21 protein-coding genes and 3 pseudogenes are annotated in these 24624 nt (G+C 65.5%); 13 read left to right on the forward strand and 11 right to left on the reverse strand.

Annotated features, from left to right (window positions below; translation table 11 throughout):
- Positions 1-12: 12 nt before the first annotated feature.
- Positions 13-318 carry a 30S ribosomal protein S6 gene (rpsF, locus tag OUO20_RS17135; protein ID WP_013602900.1) on the reverse strand — a complete coding sequence of 102 codons (306 nt, stop codon included), beginning with the start codon at positions 316-318 and terminating at the stop codon, positions 13-15.
- A gap of 266 nt (positions 319-584) precedes the next feature.
- Here rpsF and OUO20_RS17140 point away from each other — a divergent pair, with 266 nt between their 5' ends.
- The 11 genes from OUO20_RS17140 (at position 585) to OUO20_RS17190 (ending at position 8213) form a co-directional block, all read left to right on the forward strand.
- Positions 585-1331 carry a glycoside hydrolase family 16 protein gene (locus OUO20_RS17140; RefSeq protein WP_026265856.1) on the forward strand — a complete coding sequence of 249 codons (747 nt, stop codon included), beginning with the start codon at positions 585-587 and terminating at the stop codon, positions 1329-1331.
- A 273-nt stretch (positions 1332-1604) separates the two neighbouring features.
- Entirely contained in the window at positions 1605-2351 is a 747-nt protein-coding gene (locus OUO20_RS17145) for a hypothetical protein (protein ID WP_268002238.1), read from the forward strand.
- A complete protein-coding gene (locus tag OUO20_RS17150) occupies positions 2348-2698 on the forward strand; it encodes a hypothetical protein (protein WP_268002239.1) in 351 nt (116 codons plus the stop codon). Before OUO20_RS17145 ends, OUO20_RS17150 begins: the two co-directional genes overlap by 4 nt.
- Before the next feature lie 11 nt (positions 2699-2709).
- Positions 2710-3528, forward strand: a complete 819-nt coding sequence (locus OUO20_RS17155) for a glycosyltransferase family 2 protein (protein WP_018769839.1) — start codon at positions 2710-2712, stop codon at positions 3526-3528.
- 260 nt (positions 3529-3788) lie between these two features.
- The gene (locus OUO20_RS17160; RefSeq protein ID WP_268002240.1) at positions 3789-4805 is read left to right on the forward strand and encodes a polysaccharide biosynthesis protein; all 1017 of its coding nucleotides are present in this window, start codon (positions 3789-3791) and stop codon (positions 4803-4805) included.
- Positions 4802-5059, forward strand: a complete 258-nt coding sequence (locus tag OUO20_RS17165) for a hypothetical protein (protein ID WP_268002241.1) — start codon at positions 4802-4804, stop codon at positions 5057-5059. Before OUO20_RS17160 ends, OUO20_RS17165 begins: the two co-directional genes overlap by 4 nt.
- Positions 5059-5604, forward strand: coding sequence for a hypothetical protein (locus OUO20_RS17170; RefSeq protein WP_268002242.1), 546 nt, complete (start codon positions 5059-5061; stop codon positions 5602-5604). Before OUO20_RS17165 ends, OUO20_RS17170 begins: the two co-directional genes overlap by 1 nt.
- Before the next feature lie 14 nt (positions 5605-5618).
- On the forward strand, positions 5619-6581 hold the full coding sequence (locus tag OUO20_RS17175) for a hypothetical protein (RefSeq protein WP_268002243.1): 963 nt from the start codon (positions 5619-5621) through the stop codon (positions 6579-6581).
- Positions 6578-6919, forward strand: coding sequence for a hypothetical protein (locus OUO20_RS17180; RefSeq protein ID WP_018769842.1), 342 nt, complete (start codon positions 6578-6580; stop codon positions 6917-6919). Before OUO20_RS17175 ends, OUO20_RS17180 begins: the two co-directional genes overlap by 4 nt.
- A complete protein-coding gene (locus OUO20_RS17185; RefSeq protein ID WP_018769843.1) occupies positions 6916-7158 on the forward strand; it encodes a hypothetical protein in 243 nt (80 codons plus the stop codon). The genes OUO20_RS17180 and OUO20_RS17185 overlap by 4 nt, the downstream gene beginning before the upstream one ends.
- Positions 7155-8213, forward strand: a complete 1059-nt coding sequence (locus OUO20_RS17190) for a hypothetical protein (RefSeq protein WP_134164861.1) — start codon at positions 7155-7157, stop codon at positions 8211-8213. The genes OUO20_RS17185 and OUO20_RS17190 overlap by 4 nt, the downstream gene beginning before the upstream one ends.
- A gap of 160 nt (positions 8214-8373) precedes the next feature.
- On the opposite strand, the gene OUO20_RS17195 is transcribed toward OUO20_RS17190, so the two are convergent.
- Positions 8374-9345, reverse strand: a complete 972-nt coding sequence (locus tag OUO20_RS17195; protein WP_018769845.1) for a glycosyltransferase family 2 protein — start codon at positions 9343-9345, stop codon at positions 8374-8376.
- Between the two features lie 28 nt (positions 9346-9373).
- Positions 9374-10189 carry a glycosyltransferase family 2 protein gene (locus tag OUO20_RS17200; RefSeq protein ID WP_018769846.1) on the reverse strand — a complete coding sequence of 272 codons (816 nt, stop codon included), beginning with the start codon at positions 10187-10189 and terminating at the stop codon, positions 9374-9376.
- A gap of 627 nt (positions 10190-10816) precedes the next feature.
- Here OUO20_RS17200 and OUO20_RS17205 point away from each other — a divergent pair.
- Together OUO20_RS17205 and OUO20_RS17210 are read left to right on the forward strand one after the other, a co-directional pair.
- Complete coding sequence (locus OUO20_RS17205) at positions 10817-13507, forward strand: LuxR C-terminal-related transcriptional regulator (protein ID WP_268002244.1); 2691 nt, start codon at positions 10817-10819, stop codon at positions 13505-13507.
- 187 nt (positions 13508-13694) lie between these two features.
- Positions 13695-14354, forward strand: a complete 660-nt coding sequence (locus OUO20_RS17210; protein ID WP_018769848.1) for a PglD-related sugar-binding protein — start codon at positions 13695-13697, stop codon at positions 14352-14354.
- Here the strand turns inward: OUO20_RS17210 and OUO20_RS17215 are convergent.
- From OUO20_RS17215 to OUO20_RS17250, 8 genes and pseudogenes are all read right to left on the reverse strand, one after another.
- Positions 14351-15672 (reverse strand): annotated as a pseudogene (locus OUO20_RS17215) (M18 family aminopeptidase). The gene OUO20_RS17210 and the pseudogene OUO20_RS17215 overlap by 4 nt on opposite strands.
- A gap of 22 nt (positions 15673-15694) precedes the next feature.
- The gene (locus OUO20_RS17220; protein ID WP_268003457.1) at positions 15695-17101 is read right to left on the reverse strand and encodes an amino acid permease; all 1407 of its coding nucleotides are present in this window, start codon (positions 17099-17101) and stop codon (positions 15695-15697) included.
- A gap of 275 nt (positions 17102-17376) precedes the next feature.
- Positions 17377-18270 carry an ABC transporter permease gene (locus OUO20_RS17225; protein WP_208324267.1) on the reverse strand — a complete coding sequence of 298 codons (894 nt, stop codon included), beginning with the start codon at positions 18268-18270 and terminating at the stop codon, positions 17377-17379.
- Positions 18270-19193, reverse strand: coding sequence for an ABC transporter ATP-binding protein (locus OUO20_RS17230; protein ID WP_018769852.1), 924 nt, complete (start codon positions 19191-19193; stop codon positions 18270-18272). Before OUO20_RS17230 ends, OUO20_RS17225 begins: the two co-directional genes overlap by 1 nt.
- A gap of 149 nt (positions 19194-19342) precedes the next feature.
- Positions 19343-20839: a bifunctional phosphatase PAP2/diacylglycerol kinase family protein gene (locus tag OUO20_RS17235; protein ID WP_134164858.1), complete on the reverse strand. Its 1497-nt coding sequence runs from the start codon at positions 20837-20839 to the stop codon at positions 19343-19345.
- Between the two features lie 68 nt (positions 20840-20907).
- Positions 20908-22089, reverse strand: a pseudogene (locus OUO20_RS17240) (MFS transporter); the annotation flags it as partial.
- Positions 22086-22858: pseudogene (locus OUO20_RS17245) on the reverse strand (DeoR/GlpR family DNA-binding transcription regulator). The pseudogenes OUO20_RS17245 and OUO20_RS17240, both read right to left, overlap by 4 nt.
- A 52-nt stretch (positions 22859-22910) precedes the next feature.
- Positions 22911-24593, reverse strand: a complete 1683-nt coding sequence (locus OUO20_RS17250; RefSeq protein WP_056392351.1) for an ABC-F family ATP-binding cassette domain-containing protein — start codon at positions 24591-24593, stop codon at positions 22911-22913.
- Positions 24594-24624: the final 31 nt, after the last annotated feature.

The following is a 24624-nucleotide window of genomic DNA, read 5'->3' on the forward strand; positions in this document are numbered from 1 at the left end:
CGTGGTGCTGAATTACTCAGCAACAACCTTCTGCTCTTCGGGGCGGGTGATCTTGGTGCGCATGATGGTCTCGTTAAGAGACAGCTGGCGGTCAAGTTCCTTGGCGGTTTCCGGCTTGGCGGTGAAGTTCACCACGGCGTAGATACCTTCGGACTTCTTCTTGATTTCGTAAGCCAGACGGCGACGGCCCCAGATGTCAACCTTTTCGATGGTTCCACCATCGTTGGTGATGACGTTCAGGAACTTCTGAAGCGACGGCTCAACGGTACGCTCTTCGACCTCGGGGTCGATGATTACCATCAATTCGTAAGGACGCATATGTGAACCCACCTCCTTTGGGCTAAGCGGTTACGGCATTTCCGTAACAGGAGGTTCATTTGCGATTCCGTGCAATGCCTTGCCCCGGAACGGAGGCAGGACGCAGCACAGACTTCAATATCCTAGTGCATTTGGACCCGATAGGCGATTCGCGCTTGACTCAAGGCTAGTGCCGTGGTGCGCAGCCCAGGCAGCGGCGCGGCACGCTATGTGGAAAAACCGGGGCTGCTATCCACCCCGCCGCTGAAGCCCCTATTATCTGACACATGCGTCGACCCGCGATGGCCCTGGGGATGGCGGCACTGTTCCTGTCCGGCTGCTCGGCCAGCTCAGCCCAGCCCATGACGGACTCTGCCATGAGCTCTGCCGCGGCAAGGCTGGGCTGGGGCACGCCGATCGCCGGCGACGAGTTCAATTACGCCGGGGCACCGGACGCCGCGAAGTGGTCCGTGTACGACAGTGACGGGCACGCAGGGAACGGCATACGCAGTCCCCGGCAGGTCACGGTGGATGGTTCCAGGATGGTCATTACCGGAACCTCGGATGGCACGACTGCGGGAATGAGTGCCAAGTTTGGCCTCCAGAGGTATGGCCGCTGGGAAGTCCGGGCAGCGGGCTCCGGGGACGATGAATACCATATGGTGTCGATCCTGTGGCCGGACAGCGGGCACTGGCCCTGTGACGGTGAAGTGGACTATGCGGAGACCACTGGTGACTGGAACCGCACCAATTTCTTCCACCACTTCGGATGCTCGAACTCTAAGACCTCTGTTTCCAAGCCCCTGGACGTCACGCAGTTCCACAACTACGCAGTTGACTGGTCCCCCGGCGGCATCATCGGCTACGTCGATGGCGTGAAGTGGTTTGAGGACAGCGACCCCACGCATCAGCCGCCGGGGTCGATGCACCAGACGTTGCAGCTGGACTGGTTTCCGGACGGCACTCCCAACGGTCACGGCGAGATGCGGGTGGACTGGGTTCGCGTCTACGCCCAAGGTACCCCCTCTACCTGACGCACCGAACGGGACAAACCCCCAACGTACTTAACGCCACGCCCGGACGTGCCCCTCCACCCCCAGCCCTGCGAAAAGCGCGCCATTCCCCACGTAGCAGGCGATGCAAAAGGCGAGTACTCACTACCGGTGTTTACCCGGGCGGCCTACCCTACGCTCGATTCTGCCGGCGGAGTTTTACGGCCGGGGGTTTCGAATCCGTCTACGGGCACTGGGTGGATTGGCCCGGGCCGGAGCTGTATTCGGCCGACACCAATCAGACAGGGGAGGACTATGAGCACCAGGCGGGCGAAGGCACTGCACTTCGACATTCACGGCCGCGTCACGATCAGCGTCGACGCAATGGCCCCCACGGCAAGGCAGCTTCAAAGCATGTTGGCGTGTTTCGCCTCCGACACGGAGGATCGGCAGCCCGACATTATTGTTGATGACCGCCCCGAGCCTATGCCGAATGCCGGCTTCGTCGAGCATGAGCTGGCGTACACGGACAACAGTGTGCGCTTCCAGGCTGACCGGGTCCAAGTTGTCAGGGGTGCAGAGCAATGGCGTATTCACGGACCCGGAGAGCTCTTGACCTCCGTGGTACCGGTTCTCGATGCCGCCATGATCTCCCGCGGGGCGGCCATGATCCACGCGGCAACGATGGCCTACCGGGGCCACGCCATCGCGCTGCCCGCGGCCGGCGGGACCGGTAAGACCAGCACCGCCGCCAAGCTGATGCGGCGTGAGGGCTGGTCGTTCATGGGTGACGACTGGGCATTCCTCGCCGAGGACGCAACGCTGCTTGGATACGCGAAGCCCATGTTCATTAAGCCGCATCACCGCGCAATCTACCCGCACCTGTTTGAAGGTGCGCGCAAGCCCTCGTCCCCTCCCGGTTCTCCGGGAGCATCGGACGCCTCACCACTGTGGTGCACCCGTTCGTTATCCGTTATCCACGCCTGGCCGACTTCTCCCGACGGTGGTCGCCGGAGCACCGCATGGTCACCCCGGAGGCAGCGTTTCCCGGTCGGAAGGTGACCACCTCAGCGCCGCTTGCGGCCGCCATATATGTGGAGCGCTACGAGGGCGCACGGTCACGGGTTGTTGAACGGACCACCGACTGGATGGTGGACCGCATGATCGGCAACTTCCATATCGAGATGGCGAGCTTCTCGCAGCGGGTCGTTACCGGCCTCGCGGCAAGCTCCGTGGTCCCGTGGCGCGAACACTTCGCGGCGAAAGGACTCGTTCTCAGCAAAGCCCTGGACGGACGCCCCTGCCACCTGTTCCAAGTCCCGGCCGCCTACTCCGCGGACGAGGCATCGGACGATATTGTCCGGCACCTGGACGAGCTGCTGCCGTCGATCCTCGACGAGCAGGCCTAAGGGGGATCACGGTGGGCTACAGCACAGCAGACGTCACCGCGGTCGTTCCGGCCCGCAACGCGGAGCAGCTGCTTCCGCGCTGTCTGGAAGCCTTGCGTCAGTCCGGTGTCGCGGAAATCATCGTGGTGGACGGGTTGTCCACCGACCGCACGGTCGAAATTGCCCGCGCTGCCGGCGCCCGGATCCTTAGTGACGAGGGCCGCGGCCTGCCCTGGGCCCGCACGCTTGGCGTCCAGAACAGCACCACCCGGTGGGTCCTGCTGGTGGATGCCGACGTCGTGTTCGGAGCCACCGGCGTCGCAGACCTGCTCATTGAGTTGGTGGAGGACGGATATGACGCCCTCCAGGCAGGCCTTGAAAGCGTCGCAGGACCCGGCTACTGGGGCCAGGCGCTGGCACATCACCATCGCACCGGACGCAGCCGCAACTGGTTCGGACTCGTCGCCACGCTCGTAGACCGGGACCTGATGTTGGGCCTCGGTTTCGACGACGCATTCAAGTCGGGCGAGGACATCGAACTGCGGTGGCGGATGCGGCAGTCAGGGATGAAGACCGGGGTGTCGCAGCGGGTCATGGTCGAACACCGGTTTGCCGCCGACGACTTCGACTTCGCGCTTGACCAGTTCCTCATGGATGGTACGGGACTGGGCCGGATGGTCCGGAAGCACGGCTGGGGCGGCGCACGATTGGCGCTCCTGCCCGCCGCCGCCGCCGTTCGGGGAAGCGCTTTGAGCCTCGCCTCCGGCCAGCCTAAATGGCTTCGCTATTACATCGCCTTCTGCTGGTACAACTACGCGGGTATGGCGAGGGGTTTAGGTCGTGACGGCTGAACGGGAGATCGCTCCAACGGAGGCCCCACCCGTCGTCCGGCATTCCCCCTGCGCAGCTCGCTTGGACTCGTCCTGGCCAAGGCTGCGCAGACGGGCACGGGTTTCGCATTCTGGGTCGTCGCCGCGCACGCGGCGATAGACCGTGAGGTTGGGTTGACCACTGCTGCGGTTTCGGCGGTGATGATCTGCACCCAGCTTGCGGTGCTGGGCACCGGTTCGGCCGTCATCGTCTCGGTGGGGCGGGGGAGCCGCCGGCCCGGGTGCTGGACGCGGCGTTTGGCATCGTGGGGGTGGCAGGGACCGTGCTGGCCCTGGGCTACCTCGTGCTGGAGTTGTTCGTGGCGCCGAACACGGCCCCGATGTCGGTTCTCTTCTGGTTGACGTTCGTGGTGGCTGCCGTCACGGGAACCATGTGCACGGTGCTGGACCAGGCGCTCGTCGCGTTGGGACGCGGCAGCAGCGCAACACTGAGGTACACACTGGGCGGCATGGTCTCCCTTGGGGCCACGGCGTTGGTGGCGTTGCAGGCGGCCCACGCGGCTACGGCCGATGTGCTGATGGCCTGCTGGACCCTCGGTTCGGCCGTCTCGTGCATCATCGGTGGCGTCCAGCTGCGGAGATTGGTGGGCTATCGGCCACGGCCGTCCCTGCATCCCGGGCGCGGACGTTCATTGCTGAAAATGGGCATTCCAAACCAGCTCCTCACCCTCACCGAACGCGCCCCGGGACTGGTGCTGCCGCTCCTGCTTGCGCACTTGGTATCGCCGGAGGTGGCGGCCTACTGGTATCCCGCATGGATGATGGCCTGGGCTGCCTACACAGCTCCGATGCTTATAGGCATTGTCCAATTCTCCGAGGGAGTCCGTGAACCGGGCCGCCTGGCGGCCACCACCTGGGCAAGTTTCCGCTGGTCCCTCATAGTCGGTGGCCTCGCTGCGATGGTCCTCATCGTCTTTGCCCACCCGCTGCTCCATCTGCTCGGCGACAGGTACGCCAATGCATCCACCGGCACCCTGCGGTTGTTGGCCGCGGGAGTGGTGGCCTATGCAGTGCTGCAGGCCTACAACTCCGTCTGCCGGGTGCTCGGCCGCTATACAGAGTCGATCATCGTCGGCGTGACACTTGGCGCCGCGCTCTGCGTCTCGGCGCTCCTGGGCGCCGACAGTGGCTCCAGCGCCATGGCCCTTGCGTGGCTGGTAGTGCTCTCCGCCGGGGCCCTGGTCATCGGACTGCGGCTCATCGCAATTCTCCACCGCACCAAAAAGGAGGCATCATGACCAGCACGCTCAAGGAGGCCATCCACCGTCCCCAGGCGCGCTGGAAAACCAGGGATGTCTGGTGCGCCGCAGCGGGGGCGGTGTCGCTCGCACTTGCAGCGTGGGCCGCCTCCACCGTGGCACTTCCTGTGAACAGCGACCTTGGACTGGTCGGTGTGCTGCCCTACCCGTTCTGGGCGGGGGTCCTGATTCTCAACATCGCCTTCGTCGTGGCACTGCGGGGGATGCCGCAGGCCCTGCACGCAGCCCGGTGATGCTGTGGCTCCTCGTGGTACTGGTGCTCATACTCTTCGGCGCCGCTGTCTTCGTGACGGACGTACCGCGCGGTGAAGTGGCGTTCCGCCACCTGGGCATCGCCGACGCGATGTCGCGCAATGTGGCCATCGATCCCAACATCGATGCGTACTTCAACTGGCCGGGATTCTTTGCCCTCCTGGCGACCGTGCTCGGAACGGCCGGCCTCGACCCCGTGAGCGTTGCCCTGTGGGCACCGGTGTTCAACGTGGGCCTGTGGCTCGTCGCCGTGGCCGTGGTGACACGGTACCTGATCAGCGATCCGCGCCGGCGCTGGCTGGTGCTCTGGCTCTTCTGCCTCGGCAACTGGCAGGACCAGGACTACCTCTCCCCCAGGCCTTCGGCTTCTTCCTCTACCTGGTTGTGGTGGCCCTGGCACTGGGGCCGCTGGCAACGGAGCCTTCCCACTTCCGCGGGTTCCGGCGCGCCGACCTGGCAGCATGGTGGCGGGGCCGGTCCCCGGCCGAACCCCATCCGGGGCGCCGGATTGGCGCCCTGGCGGTAACCCTCCTGCTGATCGTGGTCATTTGCGCGAGCCACCAGCTCACGCCGTTCATGGTGCTGATCGCCCTCACCGCCCTTACCCTGAGCGGACGTCTCTGGCCCAGCAGGCTGCCCCTGATCGCCGGCGTCGTACTGGTGCTCTGGCTTGTTTTTCCTGCAAGCACGTACCTCGCAGGCCATCCGCCGCTGGCGGACGCGGGCCTGCAGACCGCCATCGAAGCAAATGTCGTCGACCGCACCAACGGGACCCCTGGACATCTGCTCGTGGTGCAGGTCCGAATGGGCCTCACCCTCCTGCTCTGGGCCCTCGCCGCCGTTGGAACGTTCCGCGACTGGCGCAGGGGGCGCCTTGACATCCGCGTGCTCCTCCTGGCCGTCGCCCCGTTCCTGCTCTTTCCCGCGCAGTCCTACGGCGGGGAAATGCTCATCCGCGTGTCACTGTTCGCGCTCCCCTTCGTTGCGATGCAGGCGTCATCGGTCCTGCTTCCCGGAAACGTGGGATACCGGCCTTCCTTCCGTGCTGCGGGAGCCCTTGTCCTCACCTGCATCCTGTTCGCCGTCATGACCGTGACAGGCCGTTTTGGCAACGCGCAATATGACGTCTTTACCGATGACGAGATGGCCGCCATCGCCGCCGTGGACCACATGGCGCCGCCCGGCTCTTCGATTATCTCGGCTGACCATCCCACACCGTGGCGCAACCAGGACTACCTGGAGCACCGATACCGGACCATTGAGGACCTCTGTCCCGCCGACCTGTCGGCCGAAACCTGCGGCCCCCTCATCTACGGTTACGCCAGGCACAATGCCGCCGGCGCCTACCTGCTGCTCCTGCGCTCATCGGAGTCGAGCCTGATCATCCAGGGCCAGACCACCGCCACGGGCCTCGGGGAGCTCGAGGACTGGCTTGATACGCAGGTCGGCGTGGAGCTCGCGTACAGCAATGCCGACGCACGCGTATACCGGGTGGGGCCATGACCGGCCGCGGAGTGAGCCGGCCCACCCTGGCGCTGGGGGTTGCCGCGGTGGTACTGGCCCTGGTCACGCTGGTCGGGTTGCCGACACCGCTGCAGACGGTCGCCGCCATAGCCATCCTTATCCTGCTCCCGGGCCAGGCACTGGCCCGGCTTATCCCGATTACCGACGTCCCGCTTGGCGTGCTGCTCGTCCTGGGACTGGGCCTGGCCACACTCACCGCAGTGTCCACGGCCATGTTCTACCTCACGCTGTGGTCGTGGCAGGCATGCGTCGTGACAATGGCCGTCATTACTGTCCTCGCATGCTTGGCGCGGGCACGTCAGGAGGTCGCATCATGATGGATCTGGCAGGAGTGCTGGCAGCTGCCGTGCTGCTCATCACCCTCGTAACCCTCGAGGTCCGGCGGCTTGGACCCGGCAGGTCAACCACCGCACCAAGCACTGGATCAAGCACTGGGCAACCGGCAGCAGCGCCGGTTCCCCACAGCCAGTCCAGGAACAGCAGGATCGTCGTCGGCGTCATGTGGGCAGCCTTCCTGCTCCTTCTCTTCCCCCGCGTCCTTGGACTGCTTACGTGAACCTGGGGCGCGGGGCGCGATGGTTGCTCGTCAGCGACCTCCATCTGGACGTCACTGACGACGATCCCCGGAACCCCGGCAGGGTACTGCCGGGGTTCCTCCACCGCGAGGTGCCCGCCGCCCCGGGCATGCAGCAACACCTTGTCTTCGTTGGTGACACTTTTGAACTCACAGGCCTGTCCGAGAACGAGAGCCTGGCCCGGCTTGACTCCATCTTCGAACGGCACCCGGCCACTCTCCGGGCCCTGGAGGCGTGCGTGGCGCGCGGGGTGCAGCTGCACTTCGTATGCGGGAACCATGATGTGGAGTTGGCCCGCCCATCGGTGGCCGCACGGCTGGCGGCGCTGCTGGCACCCGATGATCCCACGCGGGTCCGGGTGCACCCGTGGTTCCTCTATGTCCCCTCCGTGCTGATGGCCGAGCATGGACACCTGCATCACGCGCTGCACCGGATACCCGAGGTGCTGCGCACCGCCGTCAACGGCACTGACGGGCTGGATCTGCCGCCCCTCGCCGCCTGGCATGCCCATCCCACGCGGTCGCGCCTCAGTCGTGCCGGAGCTGTTGCCCAGGCTTGTTTGGCCTCGGAACGGGCGGAACGGCGCGTCCGCGGCCCGGCCTATGACGAGCTGCTCCAGACCGAGTCGCAGCGGCTCGCGCTCAACGGGACGGCAGTGCGGGAACTTGCACGCCTGTCCCGGTTCCGGACGGTGTCAGCGCTCCCCCTTACCGCGACCCGCATGGTGCTTGCTGCCACTGGACGCAATATCAGTGCCGGGCAAGCTCCTGCGGCGGCAGCCCGGGTGGCGGGCATTCTTGAAGCGCACGGTTCCGAAGTGGCCTGGTACATCTCGGCCCACACGCACCGCGCCCTTGAATCACGGCTGGAAGGTTCTCCAACCCGGTACATCAACACCGGCACCTGGTCGTCGGACGTCCGCGGCCAAGGTCCGGATCAGTTGGACCGCCAGGTCTTTCCCTACGCGCTGATCGATGTCGCCGACGACGGGGGCACCAGCGGCGGATTGCGGTACTGGCACCCGGACGCCGGCTGACCCCACTGCCGCAGCCCCTGAACGCAGCGCTTGTGCCGGGTTCGATTCAACCTCCACATTAGGAAAGACCTCTTAGTCGTTGGCTCTGTTTGGTTGCCACCAACGTTAAGAGGTCTTTCCCATGGACGGGACGGGCAGCGTCCTGGCTAGGTGTTCACCCTCACTGGACTTCCCGCCAGACTGCGCCTTGGGGAATTTCACTGCCCAACTGGGTTGTGGAGCTGTGCGCCAGCCGGCGGCCGCGGAGGTAGCCGGCGGAGGTGAAGGCCAATACCGCAAGGACGGATCCTGCCCGTCCCAGTCCCATGGGATTGTCGCCCCGGCTCCAATCGCGGATTCCCGAGAACACGGCGCGCGGCAGTGTGCTGCGGACATACCGCCGTTCGGGACCGAGGGCCCGTTTGTGCCCCACGACATGGCTGACCTGTGCCTTGGAGAGGCCTTCCGACCAGGACCTGGAAAGCATGTAGCGCACAGTCCCACGTTCCTGCGGGACGTGATGCCGGACCAAGGCAGCAGGTTCGTAAACGATCCGGGAACCGGGTGCGCCCATGGTGGAGCGGATGCAGATCTCGGTCTCCTCGCAGCCAAGCGGCAAATTGCCTTGCCTGCCCAGCGCGATGTTGAAGCCACCAACCTGCCGGAGGACGTCGAGCCTGAAGGACATGTTTGCCCCAATGAGGTTCCGGACTTCGGAGGCAACCGTCGGCATTCCGCGGTGGCTGCATCCAACGATCCAGTCGAGTTCTTCACCGAAGTAGCCTGGGCGGCCCTGGTCCCATACAGGTTCGACGCGGCCGCCAACGGCCAGCACGTCGGGATCGTCGTAGAGGACAAGCAGCCGTTCCAGCCAGTTTGGCGTCGCCACCGCATCATCATCCAGGAAGGCCACGATGTCCCCCTCTGCGAGTCCGACGCCCGTGTTGCGCGCCCCTGAAAGCCCCGGAGGGCCTTCGCTCTCCACCACTGTCACGTCGTCGACAATTTCGAGGAGCCGACCGTAGAGGTCCTCGTTATGGTCCACGACCACCAGGATCTCCTGGGGGGCGACAGTTTGGGCGCGGACAGACTCGATCACGTCCAGCAAAAGCTCCCAGCGGCGTTCGGTGTAGGCACAAATCACGATCGACACACTTGGACGGACAATTCGATCCAGCATGCTAAGCCCCCTGAACCAATGCAAGGATGCTCTGCGGGTCGGTTGGCGTCCGCGGAACGCTGACGTTGGCGTAGGCGTACTTGACCCGGCGCAGGGCTTCGGGCCGGGCGCCGGCCGTGGGTGCCTCCCACATGGTGCATTCGTGGGCCAGCTTCCGCAGGACCCGCCACCCATCACGGAAGGTCTGCAGGTTGGAGGCTCCCGAAATCCGGTCAAGCTCAATGCTGGGGACTTCCGCAATCCGGAGGCCGGCCCGTGCTGCCCGGACGATCAGTTCAGTTTCGATTTCGAATCCATCTGATTCGAGTTGCAGGATCTCAAGGCATTCACGCCGAAACGCAATATATCCGTAGCAGAGATCGGAGTAATTGCTGTGCAGCACCGCGTTGGCCAACTTGGTCAGCGCCTGGTTGCCGGCTTTCCGCAGGCGCGTGAGGTCCTCGGAGCCCCCACCGGTGACATGCCGCGAGCCCTTGACGAAGTCGTAGTCATGTTGCAGCGGGGAAACGAACCACCCGATCTCCTGCGGGTCCATGCTGCCGTCCGCGTCAAGCATGACAATAATGTCGCCTGAGGCGGCAGCGAACCCTGAGCGTAGGGCCACACCTTTCCCCTTGCGGGGCTCATTGACGATGACGAGATTGTCGCGGACCGCCTGGGCTACTCCCACAGTGTTGTCGGTGGACCGGCCGTCCACGATGATGACCTCATCAACGTAGGACGGCATCCTGCGCAGGACCCACGGAATGTTCCTGGCTTCGTTCAGTGTTGGAATGACGACGCTGACGGAGGCCTTACCGGGCTCCGTGCCCTGCATCGCAAGAGTAATTGGGAGCTGGATGGAAATGGACAAATACCTCACCACTTCATGACGTTTGCGGATAGTTAACAACGAACCCGCCCGCTTGGAAGCCGAGCGCGTCTTTGACGCTTTATCCGGTCATGGGTCTGGTCTCGGGCCCCAGCTCTCGTTAGCCTTTGACTCTGGCCGTGGAGAAAGCCTATTTCCACCCCTTTCGAGTGTCACCAGTAGCGAGTACTCAGTTTCTGCAGTCATATTTACTGCGATAAGGCAAGTACGGGGATTACGGGTGCAGGGTGATATTAGGTATAGGGGTTATTGTCTGCCGCGCGTTTTTAAGTACGGGGGTTATCATGCCGCCCTTCGTGGTTCATGCGATGGGGTGGCGCCGGTACTGCCGCCAATACTGCAATCGCCAGGCCCTGCAAGGCCCCAGCGTTCGCCGGGCCGGCCTTCAGCCACGCGGCCGGGACCTTGAGCAATTGTGGATCTAATCTTGATGCAATCCAGCGCAAATTTGTATGGTGCCATGTTTAGTGGCGCGTTATATTCGCTTGTAGCGGCCTACGCGTTGGGGAGCGCGGCCACCATTTGAACCGGCAGTACAAAATGCGGTCTCCTTCTTCGATGATTGGGGACCCCATGCCGCTTGTGGGCCGAAACAAAGAAATTGACCGGATTCTTTCTGCGATCCGTGGCCCCAAGGAAACAGCCTTGGCCATCGTCGGCGGCCGGGGCATAGGCAAGTCAGCCCTGTTGTCCGAAATTTCCTCTCTCTGCGAATACCGGTCCGTGTTCCTGGCCGCCAGCGCCGCTGAATCGGGCTGGCCCTTTTCCGGGCTGACCGCGCTGCTGAATGAGATGGATGACCCGGTCCTGAACGGGTCCGTCGACGCCCTCCAGGGTGGCAACGCCGGTGCCCTGACCGTTCCCGCTGTGTCCGGCATGCTGCTCAGCGGACTGCAGCGCCGGTCGTCAACGCGGACCATCATTGCGATTGACGACGCCGACAGCCTGGATCCGGCCAGTCAATCAGTCATTGGATTCCTGGCACGGCGACTGGCCGGCACGGAAATTGTCCTGTTTGCGGGCATGCGGGACGAGGTCCCCGGAAGCCCCTTCACCGGCCTCCCCGCCCTGCGCCTGGGTGCGCTGAGCCAGGGTGACACCGTGCGGATGCTGGAAAGCATGCCAACCAAACAGACCACGACGGCGGTGGCCCACGCGGTTGCCGCAGCCACCGGCGGCAACCCGCTTGCCGCCGTCGAACTGTACAGCGGGCTGGTGGAGAGGCACGCCGGCGGCAAGTGCGCACTGCCCATCCCGCTGTCCTCCACGAGCAGCCTTGACGCTGGACACGCATCAGCGGTGGCCGCTCTGACCCCCGGCGCGAGCATGGTCCTGGACCTGCTTGCGCTCTCGTTCCGCAGTGACATCACCACTATCGGGAAAATCGACCATGAAGCGTGGCTCCACGCAGATGAATTGGTGGCTGCCGGACTGGTGCAGCGATCCGGACAACACCTGTGGATAGCGGACCAGATGCTGCGGGGCCATGTGCACGCGGCCATGCCACCTGACGTCCGCACCGCAACCCACCGCGCCCTGGCTGAAGCAGCACGGGGCACCGATCGACATGCCCGCAGCTGGCACTTGAGCTTCGCGGTGGTCTTGGAGCACGAAACTCCCTTCCACCTTCTCCGTCACGCGGTCCACCTGGTCCGGAGGGGCGAGGTGTCCTTCGCGGTGGAATGCATCGAGCGGGCCCTCGCCATCAACCCGGGCGAAGCGGAAACGGCGGCACGCCTCACCGGGCTGGCCGAGCTGCTCTTCACCCGCGGTGATCTGGTGCATGCGCGCCGGTACCTGGAGTGGGCGCAAGGGGTCACCCGCGACCCCAACTTGATTCTGCGGTTGACCGGCCTCTCCTTCGAGATCGATTTCGTCCAGGGCGTTGCGGTGCGCTGCAGCATGCTGCAGCGGCTGGTAAAGGAGTTTGGCCAGCACGATCCGGGGTATTCCGCTGCCCTGCTGGCCATCGCCGCCGTCTATTATGCCGAGCGGTGGGAACTGAAAGAGGCAGTTGAGCTGCTGCGCCAGGGCGGCGCGTTCCGCGGCTCCGCGTCCTTGCAGTGCCTGGCCATCGCCGACCATGCCGAACTGCTGGTCGAATCGATCAGCGGCGGAAGGGCAAACCCCTCCCGCCGCCCCGGGCAGGTCCGCAGCGCCCGGCCGGCCCGCCTCCTGCTGCGCGGCCGGGCGCTCACCTATGCGGAACAGTACGAAAGCGCCCGTGAAGCCTTCGCGATGCTCCGCAGCTCCACAGAACCGGACCACGCCAACTGGCGGGAAACAGCAGCCCTCATGGCAGTAGACAATGAGATCCGCGCCGGGAATGTGGCAGCGGCGGTCAGGCTGATCGACGAACTCGAGCTCTGCCAACCTGACCTGGAGTACCACCGGGGAGCCCGGCACCTGTTCCGGGTTTGGCGTGCCTACTCGTTGGGCGATGACGAACTCGCGCGTAACCAGGCCGCCAGTGCCCTGGACTATCTGCGATCGGGAAACCACCCTGGGCTCACGGCACAGCTGGCGGCCTGCCATGGCCACTTCGCACTCCTGCGGGGTGACCTGGCGGAGTCCGTTGTCCAGTTGTCCAGGGCCGCGGAAATCGGTCTGGGGCTGGGCAACCCCACCCTGCTGCGCTGTGAGGCCGACCTGGTGGAGGTACTGGTCCGTCTTGGCCGGCACCGTGAAGCCACCCAGGCTCTTCAACGCCTGGAAAGCCGTTCGGCGGGGTTGCGCTCTCCGTGGCTGGTCATGGTGGTTGCCCGGAGCCGCGCCATGCTTGCGGACGGCGAGCAGTCCCTGCAGCTCTTCAAGCAGGCGCTTGAAGACAGGAACGGTCACAGGCTTGAGCGGGGCAGGACCCTGATGTGCTATGCGGAACGTTTGCATGGCTTCGGCAGGCTGCGCCACGCGCGGGAGGCTTTGCTCCGGGCCAAGGTGATGTTTGACGAGGCCGGGGCTGATGCCTGGACGCAGCACGTGGACGCCCTCCTGCTGGACGAACGGTGGGAGGCCGCCCGCCCGCAGGGCAACCCGTCAATGCTCTTGCTCACGGACCATGAGAGGGCGCTGGCGATGATGGTGGCCCGGGGGATGCGCAACAAGGAAATAGCCGGCACATTGTATGTTTCGGTCCGCACCGTCGAAGTACGCCTCACGGCCATCTACCGCAAGCTCGGCGTTGAGTCCCGCGCACAGCTGACTGCCCTGGCCGCCGGCAAGGCAACTCCGGCTGCGGAGCCGTACGTCCTGCCCGTCCTGTGATCCACAGGTCCCCGCAGTTTCCACATAGTCCCTGTTCCGAACCACATAGCCTTCGGTGTCGAGGCGGAAAGTGTGCCCCTGGCGAATAGCCTTGTCCCACGTTCAGAGGACGTCACGCGCCGGAAGGGTACAGCATGGACCGGATTCCAGTAACGACACCCCGGCAGGCTGCTGCCGGCGCCGTCACGTGAGCGAACTGATCCTGATAGGTGCCAGCGGCCTGGCGCGTGAAGTCCTGGCCATGGTCCGCGGCAGCGGCCAGTATGACGTGGTTGGGCTGCTCGATGATGACAGGGAGATGGCCGGCGTCACCGTCGATGGTGCCCCCGTCCTTGGCAGCATTGATGATGCAGTCAACTACATGCACGCCTTCCTCCTGGTGTGCATTGCGTCCAGCAGGGAACGCGAAGCGGTGGTGTCGCATCTGGGCACCCTGGGGATCGGCGAGTCGAGGTACGCCAGTGCGGTGGATCCTTCCGTCCAGTACCCGGAAGGCTGCCGTGTGGGCCGCGGCAGCATCCTGCTGCGCAACGTAACCCTCACTGCCGCCGTGAGCCTGGGATCCCACGTGGTTGCCATGCCCTCCGTCACGTTCTCGTACGACGACGATGTCTCCGACTTTGCGACCTTCGCCGCGGGCGTCTCACTGGGCGGCGGCGCCAGGATAGGCAAGGGCGCCTACCTCGGATTGAATTCGAGCGTCCGGGAGAGGACATCCGTGGGAGACTACGCGACCATCGGCATGGGCGCGGCCGTTCTCAGCAATGTTCCCGACGGCGAAACGTGGGTAGGGGTGCCTGCCCACCAAATTGACCATGGTGGGTTCAACTACGGCTGGATCCGTTAGGGGTGTGCCCCCGCCGGCACGGCCGCCGTCCGGAAGAACAGCTCCGTCACCGCGGCCAGGCGGCGTGGATCCTCAATCCCGCACAGCTCCCGGGCCGAGTGCATGGACAGCAGGGGCACGCCCACGTCCACGGTCCGGATGCCCAGCCGGGTCGCGGTGAGCGGCCCGATGGTGGAACCGCAGGGCACCACGTTGTTGGACACGAATTCCTGATAGGGAACGCCTGCTTCGCCGCAGAGCCGCGCCCAGAATGCGGCGCCGAACGCGTCCGTGGCGTAGCGCTGGTTGGCATTGATCTTCAGCAGCGGCCCGCCGTTCAGCACGGGATGGTTGGCGGGGTCGTGCCGCTCGGGATAGTTGGGGTGCACGGCGTGGCCGGCATCGGCAGAGAGGCAGAACGACGCCGACAAGGCCTGCCGCCGTTGGCTCACCGTCGCGCCCAGGCCGTCGGAGATGCGCACCAGCACGTCCTCGAGGATGGGCCCGCAGGCCCCTGAGCGGGAGTTGGAGCCGATTTCCTCGTGGTCGAAGGCGGCAAGGACCGCAATCGGGCCGCCGGCGGCTGCGGACTCCGCATGGGCGGTCAGCGCTGTCAGTCCGGCATGCGTGGCGGAAAGGTTGTCCAGCCGCCCTGATGCGAAGAACTCCCCCTTGCCCCCGAAAACTGCAGGCGCCTGCGTGTCCGCAATGACGACGTCGTACCCGCCAATCTGCCCCGGATCGACGGATGCGCCGGCAACCGACGCCGCCAGCACGCCCAGCAGGTCGGAGTCTGAAGGACTTCCCAGCCCCCAGACGGGGTTCATGTGGCGCTGTTTGTCCAGGGTGAGGCCATCGTTCACGGCCCGGTCCAGGTGGATGGCCAGCTGCGGGAAGCGGAGCAGCGGCCCGGTGGCCGTGAGGTGCTCGGTGCCATCGAGCATCACCAGCCGGCCCGCCAGCCGCAGCTCCCGGTCCAGCCAGGAATTCAGCAGGGGGCCGCCGTAGATTTCCACCCCGGCCTGGAGCCAGCCGTGCGCACCCGTGGTGGGCTTGGGCTTGAGCTTGAACGACGGCGAATCGGTGTGCGCGCCCAGGATGTTGAAACCCGTGGCGGGTCCCGCGTCTTCGGGGACCACCCAGGCGATCAGGGCGCCGTCGCGGATGATGAAGAAGGAACCGGGCCCGGCCTCCCACGGCTGCAGCTCATCCAGGCGGGTGAACCCGGCTTCCTCCAGGCGCCGGCCCCCTCGTGCGCAGCGTGGAAGCTCGACGGCGATGCGCTGACATAGGCGCCAAGGTCCTGGATGTGGTCTGCAGCAGAGAGAGGCAAAGGCATGGTCCCGAGTCTAGTGCCGCGCCTACTCGACAGGTGCCGGCGCAGCCTCGGTTGCCACGTCCGGCTGGGCCGCGGCGGCCACGCCCTTCCGCCGGTAGCGCAGCACGCCCACCGCCACCACAACGGCTGCCAGTGCAATCGAAAGCAGCAGGGACTCCCGGGTGGACTCCACGATCACCATGCCGATCAGCAGGGCCACGATGCTGATGATCGCTGCCCACGTGAGGTAGGGGAAAAGCCACATCTTCAGCTGCAGGTCCTTTGCTGCGGCTCCCATGCGCTTGCGGAGGACCAGCTGCGAGGCGGAGATGACCAGCCAGACGAACAGCGCGATGGCTCCGGAGGTGTTGACCAGGAAGAGGAACACCGTGTCCGGGGCAATGTAGTTCAGGCCCACGGTGACGAAGCCGACCACGGTGGAGGCGAGTACGGCGGCAGCGGGTACGCCGCGGCGGGAGATGCGGGTCCATGCCCGCGGTGCGTCACCGCGGGTGGAGAGTGAGAACAGCATGCGGCTGGCGGTGTAGAGGCCGGAGTTCAGGCAGGACAGCACAGAGGTCAGCACCACGACGTCCATGATGGTTCCGGCGCCCGGGATGCCGAACAGTTCGATGACCGCTACGTAGGGGCTCTTGGCCACCGAGGCCGAGTTCCACGGAAGCAGGGTGACCACCACGGCGATGGAGCCGATGTAGAAGACCAGGATGCGCCATACGGTGGACTTCACGGCCTTCTTCACGGCATCCACGGGGTTTTCTGATTCGCCGGCGGCGATGGTGGCGATTTCGGCGCCGAAGAAGGAGAAGACCACCACGAGGATTCCGGCCAGGACAGCGCCCGGACCGTTGGGCATGAAGCCGCCGTTGTTGATCAGGTTGCTCAGGCCGGGGGCTGGGACACCGGGGATGAGCCCCAGGATGGCGGCGGCACCGAAGACCAGGAAGAGGACGATCGCCGCCACCTTGATGGACGCGAACCAGAACTCGAACTCGCCGTAGGACTTCACCGAGCCGAGGTTGGTGAGCGTCAGCAGCACCATGAGGACAAGGGCCCAGACCCACTGGTCAATGCCCGGCACCCACCGGTGCATGATGGCCGCGCCTGCAGTGGCCTCGATGCCCAGGACGATGATCCAGAACCACGCGTAGAGCCAGCCGATGCTGAACCCTGCCCAACGGCCCAGTGCCTTGTCCGCATAGGTCGAGAATGAGCCCGTTTCCGGGTTTGCCGCGGCCATCTCCCCCAGCATGCGCATGACCAGGATGACCACCAGGCCCGCGGCAGCATAGGCGACGAGGATACCCGGGCCGGCCTGCTGGATGGCGGCACCCGAGCCGACAAAGAGGCCTGCACCAATGACGCCGGCGATGGCGATCATGGACAGGTGCCTGGGTTTCAGGGACTTTGAGAGTTGCTGGTCAGCATGCATGGAAGCGCCGTCCTGTTGGGAAAATAGCATGGGTTGAGCGACGTGCCTTGGTGGACCACCGGGGGACCGTGTGATGCACCACATCGTCGTTTCACCCTAGGTCGGCCATTATGCACCTTGCTTTGTGCACTCCAACAGACCTGGTTGCTCCCAACAGGACGTGCCTCCAAGCAGGAACCACCACGGGCAAAGAAAGTTTCCCGCCATGCACTTTTGTAATGTGCCGGAAACCACGCGCCGTCCCTCTCGCCGGGGGCGTCAGCAGTGGTTGGCCGCTAAACGTCCCGCCGCTTCAACAGGACTGCCGCGAGCAGGACGGGGATAATGACCCAGGCGCCAAGGACGAGTGCCGCCTGCCAGGCTTCCAGGGTGTCCGGAACATGCTGGGCCGCCGTCAGCGGATCAACGGTATTGCCTGGCAGGTACTTGCGGGCCTCCTTGAAGAAGTCCCCGGGAATGAGCTGGAAGGCGATGGGTGCCACGAAGAAGATGCCCACCAGGCTCATGATGCCGCCGGCGGAATTCCTGATGAGAGTGCCCAGGGCCATGCCGATGGCGGCAACGGCGGCCACATAGATGCTGTTGACCAGAAGGAGCTTCACCGACTGGGAACTGCCAAGGTCCAGAGTGAGGCCATAGTTGTCCAGGATGGGCACGGCCACCAGTCCTGCCACCCAGGTGGAGACGGCGGTAACCACGAATGACGTCACCATGACCACCACGAGCTTTGCAGCGAACGCGGGAAGGCGCCTGGGCACGGCCGCGAAGGTGGACCGGGCCATTCCGGTGGTGAATTCCGAACTCATCAGGAGCACACCAAGGGACCCCAGGATCAGCTGGGCGAAGGCGATGCCGGAGGTGGGCACGCTGACGGCAAGATCGCCGCCCTGCGATGCCATCCGCGCCGCGGCCTGCGGATCCCTTGTGGCCGCGTCGGCGAACTGGCCCGTCCCCCACGCGGACAGCGCGCCGAACCCGACCATGACCACCGCCGTGGAAGCGAGCAGGATCAGCGTGGAAAGGAGGCTGCGGAACTTGATGACTTCCGAGTTGAGCACCCGGAAGAACGTGGGGCCGGGCAGGGCCCGTCCACCGGCACGGGGGCTGCGGCCCCCGGCGGAGGATGCGGGGTCAGGCGAAGACGTGGGTTCGGTGGTGGTTACGCTCATTACTTGCTTACCTCCGCGGCGGGCAGGGAGTGGTATTCGACGTCGTCCTTGGTCAGTTCCATGTACGCCTCCTCGAGGCTGGCGACGAGCGGCGTCAGTTCGTAGACCATGACGTGGTTTTCCAGGGCGGCCGCCGCGATGGTCCTGGGCTCCAGGCCCGTTACTTCGAGCAGTTCCCGCTCCGGGACGTCGATGGACGCGCCCCGTCCGGCGAGCAGCTGGTAGAGACGGTCGGGTTCGTCGGTACGCACCCGGACCCGTGCCTGCCCCTTGCCGGTGATGATGTCACGGATGGGTGCGTCGGCAATCACGCGGCCGCGCCCAATGACGATCAGGTGGTCGGCGGTCTGGGCCATCTCGCTCATCAGGTGGCTGGAAAGGAACACCGTGCGTCCCTGCCCTGCGAGGTAGCGGACCAGGTTCCGCACCCAGACCACACCTTCCGGGTCCAGGCCGTTGACGGGTTCATCCAGGATGAGGGTCTGCGGGTCCCCCAGCAAGGCTGCCGCTATGCCCAGCCGCTGGCCCATCCCCAGGGAGAAGCCGCCGGCCTTCTTGCGTGCCACGGCCTCCAGCCCCGTCATTTCAATCACCTCGTGCACCCGGGATTTGGGGATGCTGTGCGTGGCCGCCATGGCCAGCAGGTGGTTGTAGGCACTGCGGCTGGTGTGGACCGCCTTGGCATCGAGAAGGGCACCCACTTCGCGCAGGGGTGCCTTGTGCCGGACGTACGGCAGGCCGTTCACGGTGACCGAGCCCGACGTCGGCCGGTCCAGTCCCATGATCATCCGCATGGTGGTGGATTTTCCTGCCCCGTTGGGGCCCAGGAAGCCGGTCACTTGCCCTGCCCTGACGGTAAAGCTGACGCCGGCCACGGCGGTTTTGGCGCCGTAGACCTTGGTCAGCCCGTTTGCCTCGATCATGAAGAATCCTTTGCACGGCAGCGCGCGGCTGCAGACGACTTTCGGTGGGTGTTCATGCCTTACGCTACCGATGCCCGGGCAGCTTTTTCCCGGAATCAGGGTTGATTCAGGGGAGAATCAGGGTAGTTACTTCCCCCACGTCCACGTGGTCAGCGGCGCGGGGAGTAATACGTCAGCGCCTTCGGCTGGATCCGGTACGCGACGCTGCGCACGCCGGCCAGCGCTTCGCCATCCACCGCCAGCGCCATGGGTGCGCCTCCGGCGTCGATCCTTACCTCAGTGGCCTCCCGCAGGTGGGTGATGCGGGAGCTTGCCACTGTTCCCGTCAGCACGGACCACAGCAGCCGCAGCCGGGCAAAGGATTCGTCAGCCGTGATCATCCGGACGTCCAGCACGCCGTCATCCATCACCGGCCGGAACAAGGGCGCATGGTCCCGGGGGTAATAACGCCCCCTGCCCAGATAGGCAATCCACACCTTGCGCACAACGCCGTCCACGGACAGGGTGGTTGGGGTGCCCGCCGCAAAGGTCCTGAACATGGCCACCACCCCTGCCAGCGGCTTCCCGAGCGCCGGCTGCAGGTGTTCCCGGCGGCGGACAAAGTTCGGATAAAGGCCGACGCTGGAGGTGTTCAGCATGACCATTTCGGAGACCTCCGGGCTTCCCGCCAGGCCCCGTTCCGCCGTCACCACCCCGATGTCCGCCAGGGCCGCTTCACCTTTGCTGGCCGCATCCACCGCATCCTTCAGGCTTCCCGTCCCCGCGTCGCGCGCAAAGTGGTTCAGGGTGCCGCCGGGCAGGACCAGAAGCGGAATCGAACGTGCGACGGCGGCGGCGGCCGCTGCGCCGACCGTTCCGTCACCGCCCCACACGCCCAGGGCGCGGGTGCCAGGGAAGTCGGCGGTGGCGGCGATCCGTTGCACCAGGTCCTCGTCCGGCTGCACGGTGTTTATATGCGCTTTGGGAAATACTTCCTTGAGTGCTGACGCCGTCTCCTCCTTGAAGGATCCGCCCAAGGTGTTGACCACAATGCTCAGACCCTCGCCGCCCGGCAACTCAGGCGCACTGGTCCATGCCCTGGTCGTCTGCGGAATCGGCGGACGAACCGGCCACCAATGGCGGGTCACCAGCGCAGCCCCGGCACCAAGGGCCGAACCGAAGAGGACGTCCGACGGCCAGTGGGCGCCGGTGTGAACCCGCGAATAGGCGACTCCCACGGCTGCGGGAGCCAGGGCAGCACCTACGGCCGGGCGGACCAGGCCTGCCCCGACTGCGAACGCTATCGCAGACGCCGAATGCCCCGATGGCATGGAGGAACTGGTGGGCTGTGGATGCACGAAGCGGAACACCGGAAGATGTTCGGGGAGCGGGCGGGTCCGGGGGAGCAGCGTCTTGAACACCACGTTGGTCACGGCGGAGGCCACCCCCTGGGCGATCAGCCCATGCAGTGCTGCCCTCCGCGTCTTGCCGGGAAACAACGCCAGGACGGCCGCCGCTCCCATCCAGAGCTTTCCGTGGTTGGCCGAGGCGGAAAGCCGGCGGAAGAACACATCGTGGTTGCCGCCGGGCAGGTTGGATACATGCTTGAGAAGGTATCTATCGAGGCGGCTGATCCAGCTTCGCCCCCGCGGCCTGGCGCTTTGCATGTGATCACCCTAACCCAAGGTTTAGTCCCGCTTGGCGGCTTCCTGCCCGGCGGCTTCCTCGACCGCGCTAAGGGCCTCGCGGCACCGGCAAGAAGCAGCGCCACCAGGATGGGTGCCATGATGGCCAGCAGCGCGGTGTGGATACCGGTGAGGTCACCGAGGTAGCCCAGCAGCGGCGGTCCAGCAAGGAATGATATATACCCCAAAGTGGATACAACGGAAACGCGTGCGGCTGAGTGCCGTGGGTCATCGGACGCAGCGGACATGCCCATGGGGAAAGCCAGGGCGGCGCCGACGCCCCACAGGGCTGCACCGATGCCGGCCAGCCAGATATTGGGCGCCAGCACAAAAAGGCCCAGGCCCGCGGCCGCTGCGGCCATGCTGGCCCGCAGGACTGCCACCCGTCCGTATGCGTCGATGACTCGGCCGCCCAGGAACCGCATGGCGGTCATGGCCAGGACGAAGAGGGCGAACATGAGGGCGCCGGTGGATTCGGAGGCCGCGAGCCCGTCCACTGAGGCCTTGGCGATCCAGTCGTTGCCCGCTCCCTCGGTGAGGGTGGCGCCCAGGACCACGACGCCGATGAGCAGTGTCCTGCTGTCCCGCCACGCGGACGGTCCCTTGGCGGGTTTCGGCTCCCCCTCCACGGGGGCGGTGGAGATGTGGGGAAGGAAGTAGCGTGGCACGGTCAATGCCACCAGCACCACCACGGCTGCAATCGCCATGAGATGCAGCGGCAGGTCCACACCCAGGGTGGAAAGCCCTGCACCCACCAGGGCGCCAACGAATGCGCCGCCGCTGAAGGCCGCGTGGAACTGGGGCATGATGGTGCGACGGAGCTTGTGCTCCACGTCGGCCCCTTCGATGTTCTGTGCCACATCCCAAAGGCCAATGCCAATGCCAAAGAAGAACAGCGAAACCGCTGTTCCGGGAATGGACGTGGCCGAAAGCGACAGAGCGATTCCCACACCTGCGGCCGCCGCCAGCAAGCCCGCAAAGCGGACCGTGTTGGCGGTGCCAATCCTGCCGACCACCAGGCCGGCGGTGGGAAGTGCCAGCAGTGAGCCTACGGCAGTGCACAGCAGCAGCGTGCCCATTTGCCCCGACGTGATGTGCAGCGTCTGCGTAACGGCAGGGATCCTGGCCGCCCAGCTTGCGAACACGAGTCCGTTGATCCCGAAGACCACGAACGTGGCTGCGGCGGCGGCTCTCAAGCCTGCCTGCTGTTCCTTACCTGTACTGGAGCTCATACGTACACTACTTCCACAGAGTATTTTTAAGGTCGGCATGGTCCTGGGCGCTGAATTGCCGGTCCGTCACGATGACATCCACTTTTTCCAGGCCGGCGACGAGCACCCGGGCGCTGGCCTGCCACTTTCCCGCGGAGGCGGCCACCACCACTCGTGCCGCAGCTTCCAGGCCGGCCTTCTTCACCGCGGCATCGTCGAGGTCGTGGGCCAGCAGGCCGTCGCGGAAGTCCACTGCGCAGGGCGTGACCACCGCGGTGTCAAAACGCAGGGACCTGATGTTGGACTCGGCCAGCGGTCCGCGGAAACAGAGTTCACCGGGCACCACGCTTCCACCCGGCAGCAGCAGGGCGGGGCGGGAGCCTGCGGCACCGTCACCGCCTGCAGCCGCATTGAGGGCCTGCAGGGACATGGGCATCAGGGTCACCTGCCGGCCGGCCGCTGCCCGCGCCACTTCGGTTGCCGTGCTGCCGCTGTCCAGCCAGACGTGTTCGCCGTCGGCCAGCAGGCCGGCCACGGCAGCTGCGATGCGCTTCTTGGCATCCCGGTCCTCCAGCTCCCGCTGTCCGTAGCCCGGGTTGCGGCCGTGGCCTATCAGGCTCCTGGCGCCGCCGTGGACCCTGCGGAGCACACCGTGGCCGGCCAGTACTTCAAGGTCCCGGCGGATGGTTGCGCCAGAGGCGGCGCAGGCCTGCATCAGGTCCTCGACGCTCACCTCCGGCTGCCGCCGGAGGATTTCGGCAATGGTCCTGTGCCGCTCGTCCGTTTTCATGAGCAAATGATATCAACTCATGATCATTTGCTCATGTGGTGGCCGGGACAGCTCAGCGGCTGCGCGCCACCCTCTGTTCGTCCCACACCGGCTCCGCCGACTCGTACACCTTCCCGTCGGAGCCGAATACCAGGAACCGGTCGAAGGTCCGGGCAAACCAGCGGTCGTGGGTGACCGCCAGGACAGTTCCCTCGAAGTGGTCAATGGCCCGCTCCAGCGCTTCAGCGGAGTGCAGGTCCAGGTTGTCCGTGGGCTCGTCCAGCAGCAGCAGGGTGGCACCACTGAGCTGAAGCAGGAGGATCTGGAACCGCGCCTGCTGGCCGCCGGAGAGTGACTCATACTTCTGTTCCGACTGTCCCGCCAGGCCGTAGCCGTCCAGGGCACCCGCGGCGGCCTCCCGGCCCAGCCCGGAACGGTGTTCATCGCCGCGGTGCAGGATTTCCAGCAGGGTCTTTCCCAGCAGGTCGGGACGGACATGGGTCTGGGCAAAGAATCCCGGCCGGATCCTGGCACCGAGCTTGACGGTGCCTTCGTGCGGTACCTCGGCGATGTCAACATCGGACACGGGCAGGTGTTCGCGTTCGGGGTCAGTGCCGCCAGTGGCCAGCAGCCGCAGGAAGTGCGACTTGCCGGAACCATTGGAGCCCAGCACGCCCACGCGGTCGCCGAACCACACTTCCGTGGAAAAGGGCTTCATGAGCCCGGTGAGTTCCAGCTTCTCCGCCACGATGGCGCGCTTGGCGGTCCGTCCGCCTTTGAGCCTCATTTGCACGTTCTGCTCGATGGGCAGCGCCTCGGGCGGCCCCACTTCAAGGAACTTTGCCAGCCGGGTCTGGGCGGCATGGTAGCGGTTGGCCATGTCGGAGCGGAACGCGGCCTTGTTCTTGTACATGTTGACGAGTTCCTTGAGCTTGATGTGCTCCTCGTCCCAGCGCTTGCGCAATTCCTCGAACCGGGCGTTCCGGTCCGCCCGGGCCTCCACGTACGATTCGAACCCGCCGCCGTGGATCCACGCGGCGGCCCCGTTGATCCCCGGCTCAAGGGTGACAATGCGCCCGGCGGCGTTGTTCAGCAGCTCGCGGTCGTGGCTGATGAAGAAGACGGTTTTCCTGGAGTCATTGAGCTTCTCCTCGAGCCAGCGCTTGCCCGGCACGTCAAGGTAGTTGTCCGGCTCGTCCAAAAGGAGGAGATCGTCCGGGCCGGCGAACAGTGCTTCCAGCACCAGGCGCTTCTGCTCGCCGCCGGAAAGGGTCGACGCCGGGCGGTGCTGTGCGCGGTCAAAGGGCAGCCCCAGCGCGGCCATGCAGACCTCGTCCCAGACGGTCTCGACGTCGTAGCCGCCGGCGTCCCCCCAGTCCACGATGGCCTGGGCGTACCGCATCTGGGTGGGCTCGTCGTCGTCCTCCATCATGGCCAGCTCGGCGTCATCCACCTCGCGGGCAGCGGCTGCCAGGGCCGGGGGAGCGGCGGACACCAGGAGGTCCCGGACGGTAGAGCCGTCCCGCACCTGCCCCACGAACTGGCGCATGATGCCCATGTTTCCGGACCGCCCAATGACGCCCTCGTCCGGGACCAGGTCTCCGGCGATGATCCGGAACAGCGTGGTCTTCCCCGTGCCGTTGGGCCCGATGAGGGCGGTCTTGGTGCCGTCAGGGACCTTGAAGGTCACTCCGTTCAGGAGCTGGGTGCCGTCGGAGAGGAAGTAGTCGATGCCGGAAACGTCAATATGGGCCACACCGTCAATCCTCCCACGCCGGTCCCTTGCC

This window comes from Arthrobacter sp. FX8 (assembly GCF_026723805.1).
In the GTDB taxonomy this organism is placed as follows: Bacteria; Actinomycetota; Actinomycetes; order Actinomycetales; family Micrococcaceae; genus Arthrobacter.